The sequence below is a fragment of the Actinocatenispora thailandica genome (genome assembly GCF_016865425.1).
GTDB lineage: Bacteria > Actinomycetota > Actinomycetes > Mycobacteriales > Micromonosporaceae > Actinocatenispora > Actinocatenispora thailandica.
The window spans coordinates 3,100,718-3,121,309 of sequence record NZ_AP023355.1; the positions used below are offsets into that span (position 1 = coordinate 3,100,718).

At 73.7% G+C, this 20,592-nt stretch carries 20 protein-coding genes and 1 pseudogene; 19 read left to right on the plus strand and 2 right to left on the minus strand.

The genetic code is table 11. The features are described 5' to 3' along the window. The 14 genes and pseudogenes from dhaL (at position 1) to aroQ (ending at position 14,990) form a co-directional block, all read left to right on the plus strand. Positions 1–633, plus strand: coding sequence for a dihydroxyacetone kinase subunit DhaL (gene dhaL / locus Athai_RS13725; protein WP_239157401.1), 633 nt, complete (start codon positions 1–3; stop codon positions 631–633). Further along, positions 618–2,996 carry a dihydroxyacetone kinase phosphoryl donor subunit DhaM gene (gene dhaM, locus Athai_RS34795; protein ID WP_203961848.1) on the plus strand — a complete coding sequence of 793 codons (2,379 nt, stop codon included), beginning with the start codon at positions 618–620 and terminating at the stop codon, positions 2,994–2,996. Before dhaL ends, dhaM begins: the two co-directional genes overlap by 16 nt. Positions 2,997–3,085: 89 nt before the next feature. After that, positions 3,086–4,573 carry a replication-associated recombination protein A gene (locus Athai_RS13735; protein ID WP_239157403.1) on the plus strand — a complete coding sequence of 496 codons (1,488 nt, stop codon included), beginning with the start codon at positions 3,086–3,088 and terminating at the stop codon, positions 4,571–4,573. Between the two features lie 77 nt (positions 4,574–4,650). Then, positions 4,651–5,082, plus strand: a pseudogene (locus Athai_RS13740) (DUF948 domain-containing protein); the annotation flags it as partial. A 140-nt stretch (positions 5,083–5,222) separates the two neighbouring features. Then, positions 5,223–5,471: a hypothetical protein gene (locus Athai_RS13745; RefSeq protein WP_203961850.1), complete on the plus strand. Its 249-nt coding sequence runs from the start codon at positions 5,223–5,225 to the stop codon at positions 5,469–5,471. 51 nt (positions 5,472–5,522) lie between these two features. Continuing rightward, positions 5,523–8,210: an alanine--tRNA ligase gene (gene alaS, locus Athai_RS13750; RefSeq protein ID WP_203961851.1), complete on the plus strand. Its 2,688-nt coding sequence runs from the start codon at positions 5,523–5,525 to the stop codon at positions 8,208–8,210. 84 nt (positions 8,211–8,294) lie between these two features. Next, positions 8,295–8,774 carry a Holliday junction resolvase RuvX gene (ruvX, locus tag Athai_RS13755; RefSeq protein WP_203961852.1) on the plus strand — a complete coding sequence of 160 codons (480 nt, stop codon included), beginning with the start codon at positions 8,295–8,297 and terminating at the stop codon, positions 8,772–8,774. After that, complete coding sequence (gene mltG / locus Athai_RS13760) at positions 8,767–9,936, plus strand: endolytic transglycosylase MltG (RefSeq protein WP_203961853.1); 1,170 nt, start codon at positions 8,767–8,769, stop codon at positions 9,934–9,936. The genes ruvX and mltG overlap by 8 nt, the downstream gene beginning before the upstream one ends. 50 nt (positions 9,937–9,986) lie before the next feature. Further along, complete coding sequence (locus Athai_RS13765) at positions 9,987–10,802, plus strand: shikimate dehydrogenase (protein ID WP_203965663.1); 816 nt, start codon at positions 9,987–9,989, stop codon at positions 10,800–10,802. Between the two features lie 9 nt (positions 10,803–10,811). Then, on the plus strand, positions 10,812–11,492 hold the full coding sequence (locus Athai_RS13770) for a prepilin peptidase (RefSeq protein ID WP_203961854.1): 681 nt from the start codon (positions 10,812–10,814) through the stop codon (positions 11,490–11,492). Between the two features lie 133 nt (positions 11,493–11,625). Further along, the gene (gene aroC, locus Athai_RS13775) at positions 11,626–12,804 is read left to right on the plus strand and encodes a chorismate synthase (protein ID WP_203961855.1); all 1,179 of its coding nucleotides are present in this window, start codon (positions 11,626–11,628) and stop codon (positions 12,802–12,804) included. Positions 12,805–12,878: 74 nt separating this feature from the next. Continuing rightward, complete coding sequence (locus Athai_RS13780) at positions 12,879–13,388, plus strand: shikimate kinase (protein ID WP_203965665.1); 510 nt, start codon at positions 12,879–12,881, stop codon at positions 13,386–13,388. Continuing rightward, positions 13,385–14,479, plus strand: a complete 1,095-nt coding sequence (gene aroB / locus Athai_RS13785; RefSeq protein ID WP_203961856.1) for a 3-dehydroquinate synthase — start codon at positions 13,385–13,387, stop codon at positions 14,477–14,479. The genes Athai_RS13780 and aroB overlap by 4 nt, the downstream gene beginning before the upstream one ends. A 64-nt stretch (positions 14,480–14,543) precedes the next feature. Then, on the plus strand, positions 14,544–14,990 hold the full coding sequence (aroQ, locus tag Athai_RS13790; RefSeq protein ID WP_239156919.1) for a type II 3-dehydroquinate dehydratase: 447 nt from the start codon (positions 14,544–14,546) through the stop codon (positions 14,988–14,990). Between the two features lie 135 nt (positions 14,991–15,125). Here aroQ and Athai_RS13795 read toward each other — a convergent pair whose 3' ends face one another. Further along, positions 15,126–15,617, minus strand: a complete 492-nt coding sequence (locus tag Athai_RS13795; RefSeq protein ID WP_203961857.1) for an SRPBCC family protein — start codon at positions 15,615–15,617, stop codon at positions 15,126–15,128. A gap of 178 nt (positions 15,618–15,795) precedes the next feature. Between Athai_RS13795 and efp the strand changes: the two genes are divergently transcribed. Both efp and nusB read left to right on the plus strand, forming a co-directional pair. Beyond that, on the plus strand, positions 15,796–16,353 hold the full coding sequence (efp, locus tag Athai_RS13800) for an elongation factor P (protein ID WP_203961858.1): 558 nt from the start codon (positions 15,796–15,798) through the stop codon (positions 16,351–16,353). Between the two features lie 44 nt (positions 16,354–16,397). Further along, on the plus strand, positions 16,398–16,805 hold the full coding sequence (gene nusB, locus Athai_RS13805; protein ID WP_203965669.1) for a transcription antitermination factor NusB: 408 nt from the start codon (positions 16,398–16,400) through the stop codon (positions 16,803–16,805). Between the two features lie 199 nt (positions 16,806–17,004). On the opposite strand, the gene bldD is transcribed toward nusB, so the two are convergent. After that, complete coding sequence (bldD, locus tag Athai_RS13810) at positions 17,005–17,493, minus strand: transcriptional regulator BldD (RefSeq protein ID WP_030447328.1); 489 nt, start codon at positions 17,491–17,493, stop codon at positions 17,005–17,007. Between the two features lie 193 nt (positions 17,494–17,686). Here bldD and pyrR point away from each other — a divergent pair, with 193 nt between their 5' ends. The 3 genes from pyrR to Athai_RS13825 are packed head-to-tail and all read left to right on the plus strand — an operon-like array spanning position 17,687 to position 20,573. Next, positions 17,687–18,346 carry a bifunctional pyr operon transcriptional regulator/uracil phosphoribosyltransferase PyrR gene (gene pyrR, locus Athai_RS13815; protein WP_203961859.1) on the plus strand — a complete coding sequence of 220 codons (660 nt, stop codon included), beginning with the start codon at positions 17,687–17,689 and terminating at the stop codon, positions 18,344–18,346. Beyond that, complete coding sequence (locus Athai_RS13820; RefSeq protein ID WP_203961860.1) at positions 18,343–19,257, plus strand: aspartate carbamoyltransferase catalytic subunit; 915 nt, start codon at positions 18,343–18,345, stop codon at positions 19,255–19,257. Before pyrR ends, Athai_RS13820 begins: the two co-directional genes overlap by 4 nt. Beyond that, entirely contained in the window at positions 19,254–20,573 is a 1,320-nt protein-coding gene (locus tag Athai_RS13825) for a dihydroorotase (protein WP_203961861.1), read from the plus strand. The genes Athai_RS13820 and Athai_RS13825 overlap by 4 nt, the downstream gene beginning before the upstream one ends. Positions 20,574–20,592: the final 19 nt, after the last annotated feature.

The window sequence follows — 20,592 nt, forward strand, 5'->3', positions numbered from 1 at the left end:
ATGGCCGACCGGCTTTCCGCGACGGACCTGACGGCGGTGTTCGCTGACTTCCAGCGGGCGGTGGAGCGCGACCGCGACCTGCTGACCGAGCTGGACACGGCGGTCGGCGACGGCGACCACGGGACGAACCTGGACCGCGGCATGCGCGCCGCCGTCGAGGCGCTGGCCGCCATCCCGCAGGACACCCCGGGCGGCGTGTTCAACCTGGTCGGCCGGCGGCTGGTCAGCACGGTGGGTGGCGCGTCCGGCGCGTTGTACGGGACGGCGTTCCTGCGGGCCGCGCGGGCCGCCGGCGCGGCCGAGGCGCTGGATGCGGCAACGTGCACCGCCGTACTGCGGGACGCGACGACCGGCATCGCCGAGCGCGGCAAGTGCGCCACCGGCGACAAGACGATGTACGACGTCTGGATGGCGGCCAGCACCGCCGCGGCGGCCGCGGCGGGCGACGGGCTGCCGGCCCTGCTGGCCGCGGCATCGACCGCAGCCGGCGCCGCCGAGCAGGAGATGGTGCCGTGGCAGGCCCGGCGAGGCCGGGCCAGCTACCTGGGGGAGCGCAGCAAGGACCATCGGGACCCGGGCGCGGTCTCCAGCCGCCTGCTGTTCGGGTGCTTCGCGGCGTGGGCGGACGCGTGATCGGTCTGGTCCTGGTCTCGCACAGCGCGGCGCTCGCCGCCGGCCTGGCCGAGCTGGTCGCCCAGATGGCGCCGGAGGTGCCGGTGGTGCCGGCCGGCGGTGATGTCGAGGGCGGCCTCGGTACCAGCGCGGACCGGGTCGCCGACGCGCTCGCCGCGGCCGACCGTGGCGCCGGGGTGGTCGTCCTGTACGACCTGGGCAGCGCCCGGATGGCGGCCGAGTTGGCGCTGGAGTTCGTCGAACCGGAGCTGGGCGAGCGAACCAGGCTGGTGGACGCGTCGTTCGTGGAGGGTGCGGTCGCGGCCGGCGCCGCCGCGGCGGGCGGCCAGTCGCTGGGCGAGGTGGCCGCGGCGGCCCGGCAGAGCGGCGCCGCCGAGCCGGCCGCGGGTGCCGAACCGGGTGACGCCGCTCAGCTGGGTGCGGGCGCCGGGCCGATCGGTGCGGCCGGACCGGGCGCCGGGTCGGTGGGCGCGGGTTCGGGCGGCCCGCCGGAGCAGCCGGCGGCCGGTTCGGACGGGTTGGTGCCGGCGGCGGACGCGGTGACGGCGCGGGTGGTGTTGACCGACCCGGCCGGCCTGCATGCCCGGCCGGCGGCCGCGGTGGTCCGCGCGCTCGCCGGCCTGGACGCGACGGTCACCGTGGCGGCCGGTGCGGTCGAGGCGTCGGCGGCCAGCCTGTCGGCGTTGCTGCGGCTCGGCGCCTCGGCCGGTACCGAGGTGCGGGTTGCCGGGTCCGGCCCGGATGCGGCGCTCGCGGTACCGCGGGTGGTGGCGGCGCTGTCGGCGGCGGGTGCCGAGGACGCCGTACCGGTGGTGGCGGCGAACCGTTCGGGTGGCGTCGGTGCGGCGCCCGGGCGCCGGTCCGGGCCGCTGCGGCGCCCCGGCGCGGCCGGGATCGAGCCGCCGGCGGAGCCGTTCGCCGGTGCGGCGGCCGAGCGGGGGCGGCTGGCGGCCGCCCTGCGGCAGGCCGGCGAGCAGCTGGTCGGCGGTGGCGACATCACCGAGGCGCACCGGGTCCTGCTGGCCGATCCGGAACTGACCGGCGCCGCCGACGAGCTGATCGGTACCGGTGTGCCGGCGGCGACGGCGTGGTGGCGGGTGGTGCGCCGGACCGCCGAGGAGCTGGCGGCGAGCGGTGATGCGGTGATCGCCGGCCGGGCGGTGGACGTGGTCGACGTCGGCCAGCGGGTGTTGGGCGCGTTGCTCGGCCGGCCGGTGCGTCCGGAGGTACCGGCCGGTGCGGTACTGCTCGCCGACGACCTGGCGCCGTCGCTGGTGCCGGAGCTGGTCGAGGCGGGTGTGGTCGGTTTCGTGCTGCGCGCCGGCGGGGTGCGCGGGCACGCCGCGGTGCTGGCCCGGGCGGCCGGGGTGCCGATGGTGGTGGCGGCCGGCGACGCGCTGGATGCGGTGCCGGACGGTACCCCGGTGCTGGTCGACGGCGGTACCGGCGAGGTGTTGGTGTCGCCCGACGAGGCGGCGTCGGCTCCGGTGGCGCCGGCCCGGACCGTGCCGCGTACCGCCCGGGTGCGGCGGGCCGACGGCGGGGACCTGCGGCTGTCGGCGAACGTGGGGTCGGTGGCGGACGCGCGGGCGGCGGTGGCGGCCGGAGCGGCCGGCGTCGGGCTGGTGCGTACCGAGTTGGCGTTCACCGGCCGCTCCGCGCTGCCGGGTGAGGACGAGCAGGTCGAGTGGTTGTCGGCGGTGCTCGCGGCGTGCCCGGACGGGCCGGTGGTGGTGCGCACGGTCGACCTGGGCGGCGACAAGCCGGTACCGGGGCTGCGGCTGGACCAGGTCCGGCACGGGTTTCTGGGCGAGCGCGGGCTGCGGCTGTGTCTGGCCCGGCCGGCGCTGTTTCGTACCCACCTGCGTGCGGTACTGCGGGCGGCGGTGTCGCGCCCGATCGAGCTGATGTTCCCGTTCGTGACCGAGCCGGCCGAGCTGGCCGCGGCCCGGTCGGCACTGGCGTCGGCCGCGGAGAGCCTGCGCGCCGACGCGACGCCGTTCGCCGAGCCGGCCGGGGTGGGGATCATGGTGGAGATCCCGACCGCGGCGCTGCGGCCGGAGCCGTTCCTGCCGGACGTCGACTTCGTCTCGGTCGGCAGCAACGACCTGGTGCAGTACCTGACCGCGGCGGACCGCACGGTCCCGGAGGTGGCGGGGGTGTACCGGTCGGGCGAGCGGCTGGTGCCCGGTCTGGTGGCCGGTCTCGTCGCGGCGGCCGGTCCGGCCGGGGTGCCGGTCGCGGTGTGCGGTGATCTGGCCGGCGACCCGGAGTGTGCGGCGCTGTTGCGCACCGCCGGTGTCGCCGAGCTGAGCATGGCCGCGCCGCTGCTGGCCGGCGTCCGCGCCGCCCTGGCCGACTGACGGGTGCCGGTTCGCGCTGCTTCGGGACTGTCGGTGGGCCCGGGTAGGGTCGCGGTGTGGAATCGGCCGGCCTCTTCGATCTTGACGCGGTGCCGGGTTCGGCGCAGCCCGAACCGGCCCAGCCGTCGGCGGACGCGCCGCTGGCGGTGCGGATGCGCCCGCGCGACATCGACGAGCTGGTGGGTCAGGATCACCTGCGCGCGGCGGGGGCGCCGTTGCGCCGGCTGGTGGAGGGCGACGCGCCGCTGTCGGTGATCCTGTGGGGTCCGCCGGGCAGCGGCAAGACCACGATCGCGCACCTGGTGGCGGCGGCGACCAACCGGCGGTTCGTGGCGCTGTCGGCGCTCTCGTCCGGGGTCAAGGAGGTGCGGGAGGTCATCGCGACCGCCCGGGCCGCGCGCCGCCGGGGCGGCGATCCGACGGTGCTGTTCATCGACGAGGTGCACCGCTTCACCAAGACGCAGCAGGACTCGCTGCTCGCCGCGGTGGAGGACCGTACGGTCACGCTGCTCGCCGCGACGACGGAGAACCCGTACTTTTCGGTCGTCTCGCCGCTGCTGTCCCGGTGCGTGCTGCTCACCCTGCAACAGCTGGGCTCGGAGTCGGTGCGCGAGCTGGTTCGCCGCGCGGTCGTCGACGAGCGTGGTCTGGCCGGCCGGGTCCGGCTCGCGCGGGAGGCGGAGGACCATCTGGTCCGGCTGTCCGGCGGCGACGCGCGCAAGGCGCTGACCGCGTTGGAGGCGGCCGCCGGTTCGGCGCTGGCGACGTCGGCGGGCGGGTCCGGGCCGGCCACGACGGATCCGGCGGGGACCGAGCCGGTCGAGCCGGTGGAGATCGATCTGGACACCGCCGAGGCGGCGGTGGACACCGCCGCGGTGCGCTACGACCGGGACGGCGACGGGCACTACGACATCTCGTCCGCGCTGATCAAGAGCCTGCGCGGGTCGGACGTGGACGCGGCACTGCACTGGTTCGCCCGGATGATCGTGGCCGGGGAGGATCCGCGGTTCATCGCCCGCCGGTTGATCATCTTCGCCAGCGAGGACGTCGGGATGGCCGATCCGCAGGCGCTGCCGGTGGCGGTCGCCGCGGCCGAGGCGCTGGACCGGGTGGGGTTGCCGGAGGCGAAGCTCAACCTCGGCCAGGCGGTGGTCCACCTGGCGACCGCGCCGAAGTCGAACTCGGTGACCGCGGCGGTGGGCGCCGCGATCGCCGACGTCCAGTCCGGTCGCACCGGGCTGGTGCCGCGGGCGCTGCGCGACGCGCACTACTCCGGAGCCCGGGGCCTGGGGCACGGCACCGGCTACCGCTATCCGCACGACGATCCGCGCGGCGTGGTCACCCAGCAGTACCCGCCGGACGAGGCGGCGGGTCGGGACTACTACACGCCGACCCGGCACGGCGCCGAGCGGGCGGTGGCCGACCGGCTGCCGAAGATCCGGCAGATCGTCCGAGGTGCCGCGACGCCGCCCGGCGCCGGGTCGTTGAGCGAGGTGCGCGAGCCCGACGCGAAGGCGGCCGGTGCCGACTCGCCCAAGCCGGACGCCAGTCCCGATACCGGCGGCGCCGGGCGGTAGGGTCTGTTCCGTCGCAGGCGCCGGGGCGACGCCGCCGGTCGATCCGGTCCGGCGAGAATCGCAACGAGGGGGAACAGGTGTCCGGGACCGAACTCGCGGCGCTGATCGCGGCGCTGGCGTTTGTGCTGCTGGTGGGTGCGTTGCTGGTGCCGATCCTGAAACTGCGGCACACCGTGGACGCGGCTACCCGGGCGTTGACCGAGCTGGCCGATCGCAGCGGTCCGATCCTGTCCGACGCGCAGCGCACCCTGGACGGGATGAGCACCGCGGTCGAGCAGGTGCACACCTCGCTGGACGGGGTGAACGCGCAGTTGGCCCGGTTGGATGTGATCAGCGGTCATCTGGCGCAGGTGTCCGGCAACGTCGCCGAGGTCTCCACGATCGTCACCGGCGCCACCCGCAGCCCGCTGGTCAAGGCCGCCGCGTTCGGGTACGGCGTGCGCAAGACCACCGCGGCCCGTCGCACCGGCGGGACCCGGTCCGGTGCGGGCCGGCAGGGCGGGCGTGGCAGGCTGGTGAGGCAGCGTAGGGCCAGCGCGGCGCCGACGGGCCGGGGGTCGATCCCGGCGTCGGCCGGCCGCGCGTTGTTCCGGCGGGTGCTGGCCAAGCGGCCGGCCGTCGGGGCGGGAGTCGGGGAAAGGGACGTGTGATGCGGCGACTGTTCTGGCTGGGGTTGGGCGTCGCGGTCGGTGCCGTCGCCGTGCGCAAGATCAGTCAGACCGCGCAGGCGTACTCGCCGCAGGGCGTCGCCGCGTCGTTGCAGTCCTCGGCGGTGGGCGCGCTGGACGAGGTTCGGTCGTTCGTGTCCGACGTGCGAGCTTCCATGGCCGAGCGCGAAGAGCAGATCCTCGACGCCGTCGCGGCGGGCCAGGATCGCAGCGCTCGGCCGCACGGCTGACCTGACCGACACCCAGCAGCACCGCACACGAAAGCGAGCAGGCGAAACACCATGCGTACCGCGGAGATCAAGCGTCGGTTCCTGGCGCATTTCGAGAAGAACGACCACACGGTGGTGCCGTCCGCGCCGCTGCCGTTCGAGGACCCGAACCTGCTGTTCGTCAACGCCGGCATGGTGCAGTTCAAGCCGTACCTGCTGGGGCAGGTGACGCCGCCGTTCCCGCGCGCGGTCAGCGTGCAGAAGTGCGTGCGTACCCCGGACATCGACGAGGTCGGCAAGACCTCCCGGCACGGCACGTTCTTCCAGATGAACGGCAACTTCTCGTTCGGCGACTACTTCAAGGAAGGCGCCGTCAAGCTGGCCTGGGAGCTGCTGACCGGCTCGGTCGAGGACGGCGGGCTCGGTCTGGACGGCGACAAGCTGTGGCCGACCGTCTACGTCGACGACGACGAGGCGTACGAGATCTGGCGCCGGGTGGCCGGGGTGCCGGCCGAACGGATCCAGCGGCGCGGCAAGGCCGACAACTTCTGGTCGATGGGCGTGCCCGGCCCGTGCGGCCCCTGCTCGGAGATCTTCGTCGACCGCGGCCCGGAGTACGGCGCGGAGGGCGGCCCGAGCGTCGACGAGGACCGCTACGTCGAGCTGTGGAACCTGGTGTTCATGCAGTACGAGCGGGGTCCGGGGGTCGGCAAGGAGAACTTCGAGATCCTCGGTGACCTGCCGGCGAAGAACATCGACACCGGGATGGGCCTGGAGCGGGTGGCGGCCTACCTGCAGGGCGTCGACAACCTGTTCGAGATCGACGAGGTGTGGCCGATCCTGGACCGCGCCGCGGAGCTGACCGGCAAGCGATACGGCGTGTCCACCAGCCACATCGCGGCCCAGTCGCACCCCGACGACGTGCGGCTGCGGGTGGTCGCCGACCACGTGCGTACCGGGTTGATGCTCATCGGCGACGGGGTGACTCCGTCCAACGAGGGCCGCGGGTACGTGCTGCGCCGCATCCTGCGCCGGGCGGTGCGCGCGATCCGGCTGCTGGGCTTCGAGCAGCCGGCGATGCCGGAGCTGCTGCCGGTGGCGCGGGACTGCATGTCGCCGTCGTACCCGGAGCTGGCGGCCGACTTCGACCGGATCTCGCAGTACGCCTACGGCGAGGAGGAGGCGTTCCTCGCCACCCTGAAGTCCGGTACCACGATCCTGGACACCGCGATCACCGACACGAAGTCCGCCGGCGGCAGCACGCTGTCGGGTGCGCAGGCGTTCCAGCTGCACGACACGTACGGGTTCCCGATCGACCTGACCCTGGAGATCGCCGCCGAGCAGGGGTTGTCGGTCGACGAGGACGGCTTCCGCCGGCTGATGAGCGAGCAGCGCACCCGGGCGAAGGCCGATGCGCAGGCGCGCAAGACCGGGCATGCCGACACTTCCGCCTACCGTGCCGTGCTGGATGCCGGTGGCGCCGTCGAGTTCACCGGGTACGCGGAGGTCTCGCGCGAGTCGACGGTGCGTGCGGTGCTGTCCGGCGGTGCGCCGCTGGCCGGTGCCGGCGAGGGCGACGAGGTCGAGCTGGTGCTCGACACCACCCCGTTCTACGCCGAGGGTGGCGGCCAGCAGGCCGACTGGGGGCGCATCCAGCTCGGCGGCGGTGAGGTCGAGGTCTACGACGTGCAGCAGCCGGTGCCCGGGCTGGTCGTGCACCGGGCGAAGGTGCTGCGCGGCGAGGTGCGTACCGGTGAGACGGGTTTCGCCGAGATCGACATCCGGCGTCGTCGGGCGATCTCGCGTTCGCACACCGCCACCCACCTGGTGCACCAGACGATCCGCAACTTCCTCGGCGAGTCGGCCACCCAGGCCGGGTCGCTGAACGCGCCGGGTCGGCTGCGGTTCGACTTCAACACCCCGGGCGCGGTGCCGGCCAGCGTGCTCACCGATGTCGAGCAGCAGGTCAACGAGGTGCTGATGGCAGACCTCGAAGTGCACGCGTTCGTGACCTCGATGGCCGAGGCGCGCAAGCTCGGTGCGATGGCGCTGTTCGGCGAGAAGTACGGCGACGAGGTCCGGGTCGTCGAGGTCGGTGACTACGCGAGGGAACTGTGCGGTGGTACCCACGCGGCCCGGTCCGGTCAGCTGGGCGTGGTGAAGATCCTGCACGAGGCGTCGGTCGGTGCCGGGGTGCGGCGGGTCGAGGCGCTGGTGGGCATCGACGCGTTCAACTTCCTCGCCCGCGAGCACCTGCTGGTCTCGCAGCTGGCCGACACGTTCCGGGCCCGGCCCGAGGAGGTCGGTGACCGGGTCGCGCAGACGATCTCGCAGCTGCGCGACGCGGAGAAGGAGCTGGAGAAGCTGCGGGCGCAGATGGTGCTGGCCAACGCCGGCGGCCTGGCCGCCGGCGCCGAGGACGTGCGCGGGGTGGCGCTGGTCGCCACCGAGGCGCCGGGCGGTGCCTCAAGCGGTGACGTGCGCACCCTGGTCCAGGAGATCCGCGGCCGGTTGTCGGCGGGCCGCGCCGGCGTGGTCGCGGTGTCCGCGGCCAATGGTGGGAAGGCGTCGCTGGTGGTGGCGGTCAACAAGGCGGCCCGCGAGCAGGGCCTGTCGGCGAAGGATCTGGTGAAGTCGGCGCTGTCCGGCCGCGGTGGCGGCAACGACGACCTGGCGCAGGGCGGTGGGGTGCCGGCCGAGCAGGCGCCGGCGCTGCTGGCGTCGATCCGGGACCTGGTCGCCGCGGCGGTTCCCGCCTGAGATGCCGGCCGGCGCCGAGCGCAGACACCGGGCCGCCCCTGGCCCGAGCCGTGCCCTGCCGGCCGGTTCGGGGGCGGTGCCGGCATGAACCAGAACCGTTCTGAATTCTGGCGCGGTGTCCGGTTGGCGGTCGATGTCGGTACCGTCCGGATCGGTGTCGCCCGCTGTGACCCGGACGGCCTGCTCGCCTCACCGGTGGTCACGGTGCCGCGCGATCGCGGCCCGAACGCCGACACACCCGCCGCGGGAGACCTGGCGGAGCTTGCCGATCTGGTCGCCGAGTATCACCCTGTGGAGGTGGTCGTCGGCCTACCGGTCACGCTGAGTGGTCAGGAAAGCTACGCCGCGCGGGACGTGCGGGCCTACGCGGCGCGGTTGGCCGACCGCGTCGCGCCGGTACCGATCGTGTTCGCCGACGAGCGGATGTCCACCGCGGTGGCAACCCGTAGGCTGTCCGATCGTGGCGTGCGCGGCAAGCGCCGCCGCGCGGTGGTCGACCAGGCCGCCGCCGTGGAGATCCTGCAGTCGTGGCTCGATGCGCACCGGAGGCGGACGGATGCTTGATGGGCTGGACCTGGGGTACGACGACGACGGCGACGCCGCGATGCGCCCCGGCCGGCACCGGCGACGAAAGTCGGGCCGCGGCAAGTCGATGTTCGCGCTGATCCTGGTGGTCGTGCTGCTCGGGGTGCTGGGCGGCGGCGGTTACCTCGGATACCACGCGCTGCGCGGGTTCCTGGTCGCGCCCGACTACTCCGGCGCCGGGCACGGCTCGGTCCAGGTCCAGATCAAGACCGGCGACGGGCTGAGCGACATGGCCAACGCGCTGTACAAGAAGGACGTCGTGAAGAGCGCGAAGGCGTTCGTGGACGCCTCCAACAAGAACCCGAACGCCACCGGCATCCAGCCCGGGTTCTACAAGCTGCACAAGCAGATGAAGGCGTCGCTCGCGGTCACCGCACTGCTGGACCTGAAGAACCGGATCGCCACCAAGGTGACCATTCCCGAGGGCCTGACCATGAACGCGACGCTGAGCCGGCTCTCCAAGGGCTTGAAGCTGCCACTGTCGGATCTGCAGAAGGCGGCGAAGGATCCGGCGGCGCTGGGCATCGACAAGGGCTGGTTCGACCGCGACGACCACAAGTCCGCGGCGAAGACGGTCGAGGGTTTCCTGTACCCGGACACGTACCTGTTCGACCCGGGCACGACCGCCAAGGACGCGCTGACCGAGATGGTCTCCCACTTCAAGAAGGCGGCTGCGGACAGCGGGCTGGACCGGCCGAAGGGCATCTCCCCGTACGAGGCGTTGATCGTGGCTTCGCTCGCGCAGGCGGAGGCCATCAACTCCGACATGCCGAAGGTGACCCGGGTGGTCTACAACCGGCTGGGCGACACCGCCCAGCCGTGGCTGCAGAAGCTGCAGTTCGACTCGACGACCAACTACTGGTTGGACCTGAAGGGCAAGGGCGCGAAGGACTCCAGCCAGCTGACCAGGGCCGAGCTCAACGATACGAGCAACCCGTACTCCACCCACGTCCATGCCGGGCTGCCGCCGGGGCCGATCGACAGCCCGGGTGCGACGGCGATGAAGGCCGCCGCGCATCCCGCGGACGGCAAGTGGGAGTACTTCGTCCGGATCGACAAGTCGGGCAAGTCGGCATTCGCGGTGACCTACGACGAGCAGCGGGCCAACGAGCAGAAGGCGAAGGAGAACGGGGCCGGGTGAGCGCTTCGCCGTCGCACCCGGCGCCGTCCGCCGCGGCACCCGCTCGACGCGTGGTACGGCACCGGGCCGCGGTGCTGGGCAGTCCGGTGCAGCACTCGCTGTCGCCGCTGATCCACAACGCGGGCTATGCGGCGGCCGGGCTGGCCGACTGGCGCTACGAGGCGCACCGCGTCGAGGCCGACCAGCTGGCCACGTTCGTCGCCGGCCTGGGCCCGGAGTGGGCCGGCCTGTCGCTGACGATGCCGCTCAAGCAGGTCGCGCTGCGGGTGGCCGACGAGGTGAGCGACACCGCACGGCTGCTCGGTGCGGCGAACACGCTGGTGCTGTCCGGTGGTACCTGGCGCGCCGACAACACCGACGCGCCGGGCCTGGTCGACGCGCTCGCGCGGGCCGGTACCGCCGCGGCCGAGCGGGTCGCGATCCTCGGCGCCGGTGGCACCGCCCGGGCCGGGCTGTACGCCGCGGCGAAGCTCGGCGCCACCGGTGTCACGGTGTACGCCCGCCGGTCCGCCGCGGTGGCCGAGCTGCGCGCCGCCGCCGAGCAGCTGGGGCTGGAGTTGCGGCACGCGGGGTTCGCCGATCCCGAACCGGCCGCTCGCGCCGACCTGGTGCTGTCCACGCTGCCGGCCGGCGCCGCCGACGCGTTCGCGGCCACGGTGCGGTGGCGGAGCGACGCTACCGTCTTCGACGTGCTGTACTCACCGTGGCCTACCGTGCTGGCCGCCGCCGCCGGCGTGGCCGGCGCCCGGGTGGTCGGTGGTCTGGAACTGCTGCTCGCCCAGGCGGTTCGCCAGTTCGAACAGTTCACCGGGGTGGCTGCGCCGACCGGGGCGATGCGCGCCGCGCTGTCGTCCGCTGCCGGCTGAGGCGATCGGGTGCTGACCGTCTCGCTGGCGGCGTTGGGGTGTGCCGCCGCCGGTGCCGCGGTCGGTCCGGCGCTGGCCGCGACCGCGGCCCGGTTGCCGGGGGTCAACGCCGGCGGCCGGCGCACCGCCGTGATGTGCCTGCTGACCGCGGTGGCGTTCGGCGGCGTCGCGGTCGGGCTGGTCCCCGACCCGGTCCGGCGGTACGGGCTGCCCGCGTTCCTGGTGCTCGCGGCGGCCGGGGTGCTGCTGTGCGTCATCGACGCGGACCTGCGCCGGCTGCCCGATGCGATCACCCTGCCGGCCTACCCGGTGGTCGCGGCGCTGCTCGCGGTGGCCAGCGCGATCGACGGCGGCCCGGGCGCCGCGGAGCTGCTCCGGGCGGGCATCGGCGCGGTCGCCGCGGCCGGGCTCTATCTGCTGCTGTGTCTCGCACCCGGTTCGCAACTGGGGTTCGGCGACGTGAAGCTGGCCGGCCTGCTCGGCCTCGCGCTGGGCTGGCTGTCCTGGTCGACGCTCGCGGTCGGCGTGGTCCTCGGTTTCGGCTACGGCGGCGGGTACGCGCTGCTGCTGCTCGCCTCGCGGCGGGCCGGGTTGCGCACCCGCATCCCGTTCGGCCCGGCCATGCTCGCCGGTGCGCTGACCGCGGTACTGGCCGGGGACTGGCTCGCCGCCGGATATCTGGCGTTCTGACCCGCGTTCCTGGCCGCCCCGGCCCGGCTCGGCCGTCCCGGAGGCGCTGCCGGGGCCGCCGGCGGCCCGCCCTGCGGGACCGGTACGCCTCTGGTCACCGCCACGAACGCGGTCCGTGACAGACTCTCTGGTTGTGTTGCGTTGGTTGACTGCCGGGGAATCGCACGGGCCCGCTCTGGTCGGCATCCTGGAGGGTGTGCCGGCCGGGGTCGAGCTGACCAGTGCCGAAATCGCGTCCGAGCTGGCCCGCCGCCGCCTGGGGTACGGCCGGGGCGCGCGGATGAAGTTCGAACAGGACGCCGTGGAGGTGATCGGCGGGCTGCGGCACGGGCGTACCCTGGGCAGCCCGTTCGCCGTGCGGGTCGGGAACACCGAGTGGCCCAAGTGGCAGCAGGTGATGAGCGCCGACCCGGTGAACGAGGCGGAGCTCGCCGGCCAGGCGCGCAACGCGCCGCTGAGCCGGCCTCGCCCCGGCCACGCCGACCTTGCCGGCATGCAGAAGTACGGGCACACCGACGCCCGGCCGATCCTGGAACGCGCCAGCGCCCGGGAGACCGCCGCCCGGGTGGCGCTGGGTACCGTCGCGAAGGCGCTGCTGGACCAGGCGCTCGGGGTGCGGCTGGTCTCGCACGTGGTGGAGATCGGCGCGGTCGCCGCGCCCACCGACCGGCTGCCCACCCCGGACGATGCCGCCGGCATCGACGCCGATCCGATGCGCTGCCTGGACGCGGCGGCGTCGGCGGCGATGGTGGCCGAGGTGGACGCCGCCCGCAAGGACGCCGACACGCTCGGCGGGATCGTCGAGGTCGTCGCGTACGGGCTGCCGCCCGGTCTCGGCACCCACGTGCAGTGGGACCGGCGCCTCGATGCCCGGCTCGCCGCCGCCCTGATGTCGATCCAGGCGGTCAAGGGGGTGGAGGTCGGCGACGGGTTCGCCCAGGCCCGCAGCCGGGGTTCGGTGGCGCACGACGAGATGGACCCGACCGAGGAGGGCGTGCGGCGCCGCACCAACCGGGCCGGCGGAGTCGAGGGTGGCATGTCGATCGGCGAGCCGCTGCGGGTGCGCGCCGCGCTCAAGCCGATCTCGTCGCTCAACCGGGCGCTGTCCACCGTCGACGTGGCCACCGGCGAGCCGGCCACCGCGATCAACCAGCGCTCCGACGTGTGCGCCGTTCCGGCCGGCGCGGTGGTCGCCGAGGCGATGGTGGCGCTGGTGCTGGCGGACGCCGCGGTGGAGAAGTTCGGCGGCGACTCGGTGACCGAGCTGCGCCGCAACGTCGCCGCCTACCGGAAGGAACTGGTGATCTCGTGACCCCAGCCGCGGACCTCGCCGGCGGGGCGTCGACCGCACCCGAACCGGCCGGCGTACCGGGTGTCGACCGGCCGGTGTGCGTGCTGGTCGGCGCCCCCGGCGCGGGCAAGACCACGGTGGGCAGGCTGCTCGCCGCCCGGCTCGGCGTCGAGTTCGCCGACACCGACGAGCAGATCGAACGTGCCGCGGGCAAACCGATCTCGGACATCTTCGTCGACGACGGCGAGGAGCACTTCCGTTCGCTGGAGCGGGCCGCGGTCGCCGAGGCGCTGGCCACCCGGCGCGGCGTGCTCGCGCTCGGCGGCGGCGCGGTGCTGGCCGGGGCCACCCGTGAGCTGCTGCTGGCCCACCTGGTGGTGTACCTGTCGGTCGAGCTGCCCGACGCCGCGAAACGCACCGGGCTGTCGGCGGCCCGGCCACTGCTTGCCATCAACCCCCGCGCGACGATGCGGCAGCTGCTCGCCGAGCGTCGCCCGCTCTACGAGGAGGTCGCCGACGTGGTGGTGCCCACCGACCGGATCGACGCCGAGCAGGTCACCGAGACGGTGCTGGCCGCCCTGAGCGACCTGCGGGCCCAGCCATGACCGCGCCGACCACCCGGATCAAGGTGGCCGGCCCGGCGCCGTACGAGGTGCTCGTCGGCAGCGAGCTGCTCGACACGCTGCCGGACGCCCTGCCCGGTGCCGAACAGGTCGCGCTGGTGTTCGCGCCGCCGCTGGCCGCTCTGGTGGACCGGCTCGCCGAGGTGCTGGCCGCCTCCGGGCTCAAGCCGCTGCGCATCGAGGTGCCCGACGCCGAACACGGCAAGAGCGTCGCGGTGGCCGAGCAGTGCTGGGCGCAGCTGGGCCGCGCCGGGTTCACCCGAACCGACGCGGTGGTGGGTGTCGGCGGGGGAGCGGTGACCGACCTGGCCGGGTTCGTCGCGGCCTGCTGGCTGCGCGGGGTGCGGCTGGTCCAGGTACCGACCAGCCTGCTCGGCATGGTCGACGCGGCGATCGGCGGCAAGACCGGGGTGAACACGGCCGCCGGCAAGAACCTCGTCGGGGCGTTCCACCCGCCCGCCGCCGTGCTGTGCGATCTCGCCACCCTGGCCACCCTCGACGCCGAGGAACTGACCGGCGGCATGGCCGAGGTGATCAAGTGCGGGTTCATCGCCGACCCGCGGATCCTGGAACTGGTCGAGGCCGATCCGGCCGCGGCCACCGACCCGGCCGGCCCGGTACTGCGCGAGCTGGTCGAACGGTCGGTGCGGGTCAAGGCGGACGTGGTCGGCGAGGACCTGCGCGAGTCCGGTCGGCGCATCATTCTCAACTACGGGCACACTCTCGGCCACGCGATCGAGCGGCACGAGGGGTACCGCTGGCGGCACGGCCACGCGGTCTCGGTCGGCCTGGTGTACGCGGCGCAGCTGGCCCGCCGTCGCGGCATGCTCGATGCCGCCACCGCCGACCGGCACGCCGCGGTGCTGTCCTCGGTCGGCCTGCCCACCCGGTACCGGGCGGACGCGTTCGACGCGCTGCTCCCGGCGATGCGGTTGGACAAGAAGGCGCAGGGCGGCACGCTGCGGTTCGTGCTGCTGGCCGGGCTGGCCGAGCCGGTCGTGGTGGCCGACCTGACCGAGCCCGAGCTGCGCGCCACCTATCTGGACGTCTGCGTACCGGAGGAGGATCGGTGACCGAGCGGCGAGCGCGCCCGGGGTGCTGGTGTCGCGGCGGCGCGGCGCCGGAGAGGTGGGGCCGGTGAACGCGGCGACGCGGCGGGTGGACGTGTTGAACGGGCCGAACCTGGGCCGGCTCGGCCATCGCGAACCGGACGTGTACGGCACCGAGAGCTACCCGGCGCTGGTCGCCGCGTGCGAGGCCACCGGCAGCGAGCTGGGGTTGGCGGTGACGGTGCGGCAGACCGACGCCGAACACGAGATGCTCGGCTTCCTGCACGAGGCGGCCGATGCCGGCGCCGCGGTGGTGCTCAACCCGGCCGCCTGGACGCACTACTCGGTGGCGGTCCGGGACGCCTGCGCGATGCTGACCGGCCCGCTGATCGAGGTGCACCTGTCGAACGTGCACGCCCGGGAGGCGTTCCGGCACACCTCGCTGATCTCGCCGATCGCGACCGGGGTGATCTGCGGCCTGGGCCTGGACGGCTACCGGCTGGCGCTGCGCCACCTGGCCGCCCGGCCGCGCTGAACGCCGGCCTGCCGGCGTGGCCCAGGCTGCCCGCTGCCCGCGTCGCGTCGCGGCCGGGCAGGCCGGGCACGCCGCGCCGGGCGTGACCGCGAGCGGCCGGCACGCCGGGCCGGCCGCCGGCCGGGGGTGGCGTGCTCAGCCGGCGCGCTGCGCGGCGGCGAGCCAGTCCGGCAGCCGGTCCAGGCAGTCGCGCCAGCCGCGTTCCTGGGCCGCCCGGTCCTCCTCGTCGACGCAGCCGGCGTGCTCCACGTCCAGCTCGGTGCCGTCGTCGGCCGGCGCCAGCCGTACCGTGACGGTGGCCGTCTCGTCGGCGCCTTCCCAGCACCAGGTGAACTCCAGCAGGGTCGGCTCGTCGACCCGCAGGTACTCGCCGCTGACGGCGGTGGTCATGCTGCGGGACGCGGCGCCGACGATGCGGTACCGGCCGCCCTTGCGCGCGTCGGCGGTGACCCGGGGCGCGAGCCGGCGCGGCCAGAACCAGCCGGCCAGCGCGTTCGGGTCGGTGAAGGCACGCCAGACGAGTTCGGCCGGTGCGGTCACGGTCCGTCGGGTGCGGGCCGGCGGCACGGGACCTGCCTCACCGGCCGCGCTACCGGGCTCGTCGGACGCCGCCTGCGGCTGTGTCATCGGTCCTCCTTACGATCCATCGTCGCGATCATGCCCCGATCGACCCTTACGGTCGAGTCGGGGGCCGCGGCGGGCCACCAGCCGCTCGGTAGACTTCCCAGGGTTTGCTGTACCAAGCCCGCCGCAACCCATCCCGCCGGAGTTCCCGGCATTCGAGACGAAAGAGACTTTCAAGCGTATGGCCACCACGAATGACCTGAAGAACGGCCTGGTTCTCAACCTGGACGGGCAGCTGTGGACCGTCGTGGAGTTCCAGCACGTCAAGCCCGGCAAGGGCGGTGCGTTCGTGCGTACCACGCTGAAGAACGTGCTCAACGGCAAGGTCGTGGACAAGACGTTCAACGCCGGCACCAAGGTCGAAACCGCCACCGTCGACAAGCGCACCATGCAGTACCTGTACGCGGACGGTGAGGACTTCGTGTTCATGGACTCGGAGAACTACGACCAGATCAACGTGCCCGGCAACACCGTCGGTGACGCCGCGAAGTACCTGCTGGACAACGCCGAGGTCACGATCGGCTTCCACGAGGGCACCGCGCTCTACATCGAGCTGCCCACCTCGATCGAGGTCGAGGTCACCTACACCGAGCCGGGCATGCAGGGTGACCGCTCCACCGGCGGTACCAAGCCGGCCGAGGTGGCGACCGGGGCCAGCGTGCCGGTGCCGTTGTTCGTCAACATCGGCGACAAGATCAAGGTCGACACCCGCGACGGCCGTTACCTCGGCCGGGTCTGAGCGTGACGACGGTGACCGAATCCGACCCGGCGACCTCGGCGGGCATGTCCACCCGCACCAAGGCCCGCAAGCGCGCCCTCGACGTGCTGTACGAGGCCGACCTGCGCGGTGAGGATCCGCTCGCGGTGCTGCGCCGCCGGGTCGAATGGGCCGAGCCGCCGGTCCGCGCCTACACCGTGACCCTGGTCGAGGGGTACCAGCAGCACGCCGAGGAGATCGACCACCTGATCGCGACGTACGCGCAGGGCTGGTCGCTGTCCCGGATGCCCGCGGTGGACCGCAATATCGCCCGGGTGGCGATCGTGGAGCTGGCGCACCGCGACGACATCGACGACGCGGTGGCCATCAGCGAGGCGATCGAGCTGGCCACCGCGCTGTCCACGGACGAGTCGCCCAAGTTCGTCAACGGCCTGCTGGCCCGCATCGCCGAGGTCCTGCACACCCGGAGCTGAGCGCATGATGAAGGCGCCCGCGATCGCGGGCGCCTTCATCATGCGCTGTGTGCACCATGCGCTCGAGGGACACGAGCGAGCCGAGCCTGATTCGATCCCTGGTGGGGCCGGGGCCCGGCATCGCGTGCTTCCGCACACGGGCCGGGCCCTCGGCGCGGTCCAGTGGACAGACCAGGCCGGCGCGGCGTCCCCGGCAGGCTCAGCCGCCGAACAGGGCGCGCGGGTCGGCGACCAGCACCCCCAGCTCGGTGAAGCGCTCCACCAGGCCGGACGGCGAGGTGTCGTACACGATGGCCAGCGCCCGCAGGTCGTCGGCCCGAATCGACAGCACCCGGCCGTTGTAGTCGCCGCGCTGCTGCTGGATGGCCCGCGCGTACCGGGCGACGGGCGCCAGCTCGTCGGCGGTGTGCTCGTACAGCTGCTCCAGGTCCAGGACGATCTTGCCGGCCGACTCCTGCCGGGTGCCGCCGCCGTCGGGCAGCAGCTCCGCTACCGGAACCCGGTAGAAGTCGGCCAGCTCGGCCAGCCGAGCCACAGTGACGGCGCGGTCCCCACGCTCGTACGAACCGACCACCACTGCCTTCCAGCGGCCGCCCGACTTCTCCTCCACCCCCTGCAGGGACAGCCCCTGCTGTTGGCGGATGGCGCGCAGTCGGGCGCCGAGGGACTTCGCGTACTCAGACGGCATGCGCTGACTCCCACTCACATGGCCGAGGTCTCTCCCCAGCAATCGCTACGGAGCGTGACGGTATTCGGAAGGGCGACGGTCGGTCAAGTGCTGGTCACCCGAAAACTTGCGTCAATTTGAGTGTTGGTACTGTTGAGCGCGCGTATGGCGTCCTTTAAGGCCCGTCCGGTGAGGCGGGGAAGGAGTCTGGAGTATGACCGCACCACCCGCCGGCCTGCCCGAAGGCCGGCCGGATCATGATGCCGCGAACCGGTTGGATTCCGCCGAAGCGGCCGATCCCGGAAATCATCGACCGATCCTGACCGGATCGGATCTGTCCCGCATCACCGCCCGGATCGCCCACCAGATCCTGGAGAAGACCCGCGGCGCCACCGACACGGTACTGCTCGGCATCCCGACCCGGGGTGTCCCGCTCGCCGCCCGGCTGGCCGACCGGATCGCCGCCTTCGAAGGCGTGCAGGTGCCGGTCGGCACCCTCGATGTCACGCTCTACCGCGACGACCTGCGGCTACAGCGCACCCGCGCGGTCGGCCCGACCGACCTGCCGCCCGGCGGTATCGACGGCAAGCGGGTCATCCTCGCCGACGACGTGCTGTTCTCCGGCCGCACCGTCCGGGCTGCGCTGGACGCGCTGAACGACCTCGGCCGACCCAGCCAGGTGCAGCTCGCGGTGCTGGTCGACCGGGGCCACCGGCAGCTGCCGATCCGCGCCGACTACGTCGGCAAGAACCTGCCCACCTCGCTGGCCGAGAGCGTCCGGGTGCTGTTGCGCGAGGTCGACGGCGCCGACGCGGTGCTGCTCGCCGGCCCGAGCGAGGACACCGTACCGGCCGCCGGAGGGGAGCGCCGATGATCACCCACCTGCTCAGCGCGGCCGATCTGGACCGCGCCACCGCCACCCTGGTACTCGATACCGCCACCGAGATGGCCACCGTCGCCGGCCGCGAGGTGAAGAAGCTGCCGACGCTGCGCGGCCGCACCGTGGTGAACCTGTTCTACGAGGACTCGACGCGCACCCGCACCTCGTTCGAGGTGGCGGCGAAACGGCTGTCCGCGGACGTGATCAACTTCTCCGCCAAGGGCTCCAGCGTCTCGAAGGGCGAGTCGCTCAAGGACACCGCGCTGACCCTGCAGGCGATGGGTGCCGACGCGGTGGTGATCCGGCACTCGGCCTCCGGCGCCCCGCACCGGTTGGCCCGGTGGGTCGACGGCAGCGTCGTCAACGCCGGCGACGGCACCCACGAGCACCCCACCCAGGCGCTGCTCGACGCGTACACGATGCGGTCCCGGTTGGGCACCCTCGAAGGGTTGCGGGTGGCGATCGTCGGTGACGTGCTGCACAGCCGGGTCGCCCGGTCCAACGTGCTGCTGCTGGCCACCCTGGGTGCGAAGGTCACCCTGGTCAGCCCGCCGACGCTGCTGCCGGTCGGGGTCGGCTGCTGGCCGTGCGCGGTCGGCTACGACCTGGACGCGGTACTCGCCGACGTCGACGTGGTGATGATGCTGCGGGTGCAGCGCGAGCGGATGAACGACTCGTACTTCCCGTCGGCCCGGGAGTACGCCCGGCGCTACGGCCTGGACGTCGCGCGGGCGGGGCGGCTGCCCGAGCACGCGATCGTGATGCACCCGGGCCCGATGAACCGCGGAATGGAGATCGCCCCGGAGGTCGCCGACTCCGCCCGGGCGACGATCGTCGAACAGGTGGCCAACGGGGTCAGCGTCCGGATGGCCGTGCTCTACCTGCTGCTGGGGGGAAAGTCGTGAGCAGCTTCGTGCTGACCGGTGCCCGGATCCTGGGCACCGAGAAGACCGACATCGTGATCACCGACGGAGTGGTCACCGAGGTCGCCCCCGGCGCCGACGCGCCGGGTGCGACCCGCATCGACGCGGACGGTCTGGTGGCCCTGCCGGGCCTGGTCGACCTGCACACCCACCTGCGCGAGCCGGGCCGGGAGGACGCCGAGACCGTCGAGTCCGGCTCCCGGGCGGCGGCGCTCGGCGGGTACACCGCGGTGTGCGCGATGGCCAACACCGACCCGGTGGCCGACACCGCCGGCGTGGTCGAGCAGGTGTACCGGCTGGGCCGGGACGCCGGGCTGGTGCACGTCCAGCCGATCGGCGCGGTCACCGTCGGCCTCGCCGGTGAACGGCTGGCCGAGCTGGGCGCGATGGCCGACTCGGCCGCCGCGGTCCGGATCTTCTCCGACGACGGCAACTGTGTGTCCGACCCGCGGCTGATGCGCCGCGCCCTGGAGTACGTCAAGGCGTTCGACGGGGTGATCGCGCAGCACGCCGAGGAGCCGCGGCTGACCGCCGGCGCCCAGCTGCACGAGGGCGAGTGGTCGGCGCGGCTGGGGTTGACCGGCTGGCCGGCGGTCGCCGAGGAGGCGATCATCGCCCGCGACGTGCTGCTCGCCGAGCACGTCGGCGCCCGGCTGCACATCTGCCACGTGTCCACCGCGGGCAGCGTGGAGATCCTGCGCTGGGCCAAGGCCCGCGGGATCCGGGTCACCGCCGAGGTCACCCCGCACCACCTGCTGCTGACCGACGCGCTGGCGGAGAGCTACGACCCGGTGTTCAAGGTCAACCCGCCGCTGCGTACCGACGCCGACGTTGCCGCGCTGCGCGCCGCGCTGGCCGAGGGCGTGGTCGACGTGGTGGCCACCGATCATGCCCCGCACACCGTCGAGGACAAGGAGTGCGAGTGGCCGTACGCGCGGCCCGGCATGCTCGGCCTGCAGACCGCCCTGCCGGTGGTCCTGGACACCATGTTCGAGCCGGGTTCCGCCGGCGCGGTCGACCTCGCGCCCGGTCGGCTCGACTGGGACGGCCTCGCGGAACGGATGAGCCGACGGCCGGCGCGCATCGCCGGACTGGCCGAGCACGGCCGCGACCCCGCCCCGGGGGCCCCGGCGAACCTGACGCTGGTCGATCCGGCGGCCCGGGTGACGGTGGAGCCGGGCGAACTCGCCTCGGGCAGCCGCAACACCCCGTACTCGGGGCGCACCCTGCCGGGCCGCGTGGTGGCGACGTTCCTCGCCGGCACGCCGACCGTGTTGGACGGGAAGGCACAACAGTGAGCGAGCGTCAGCGAGCGAA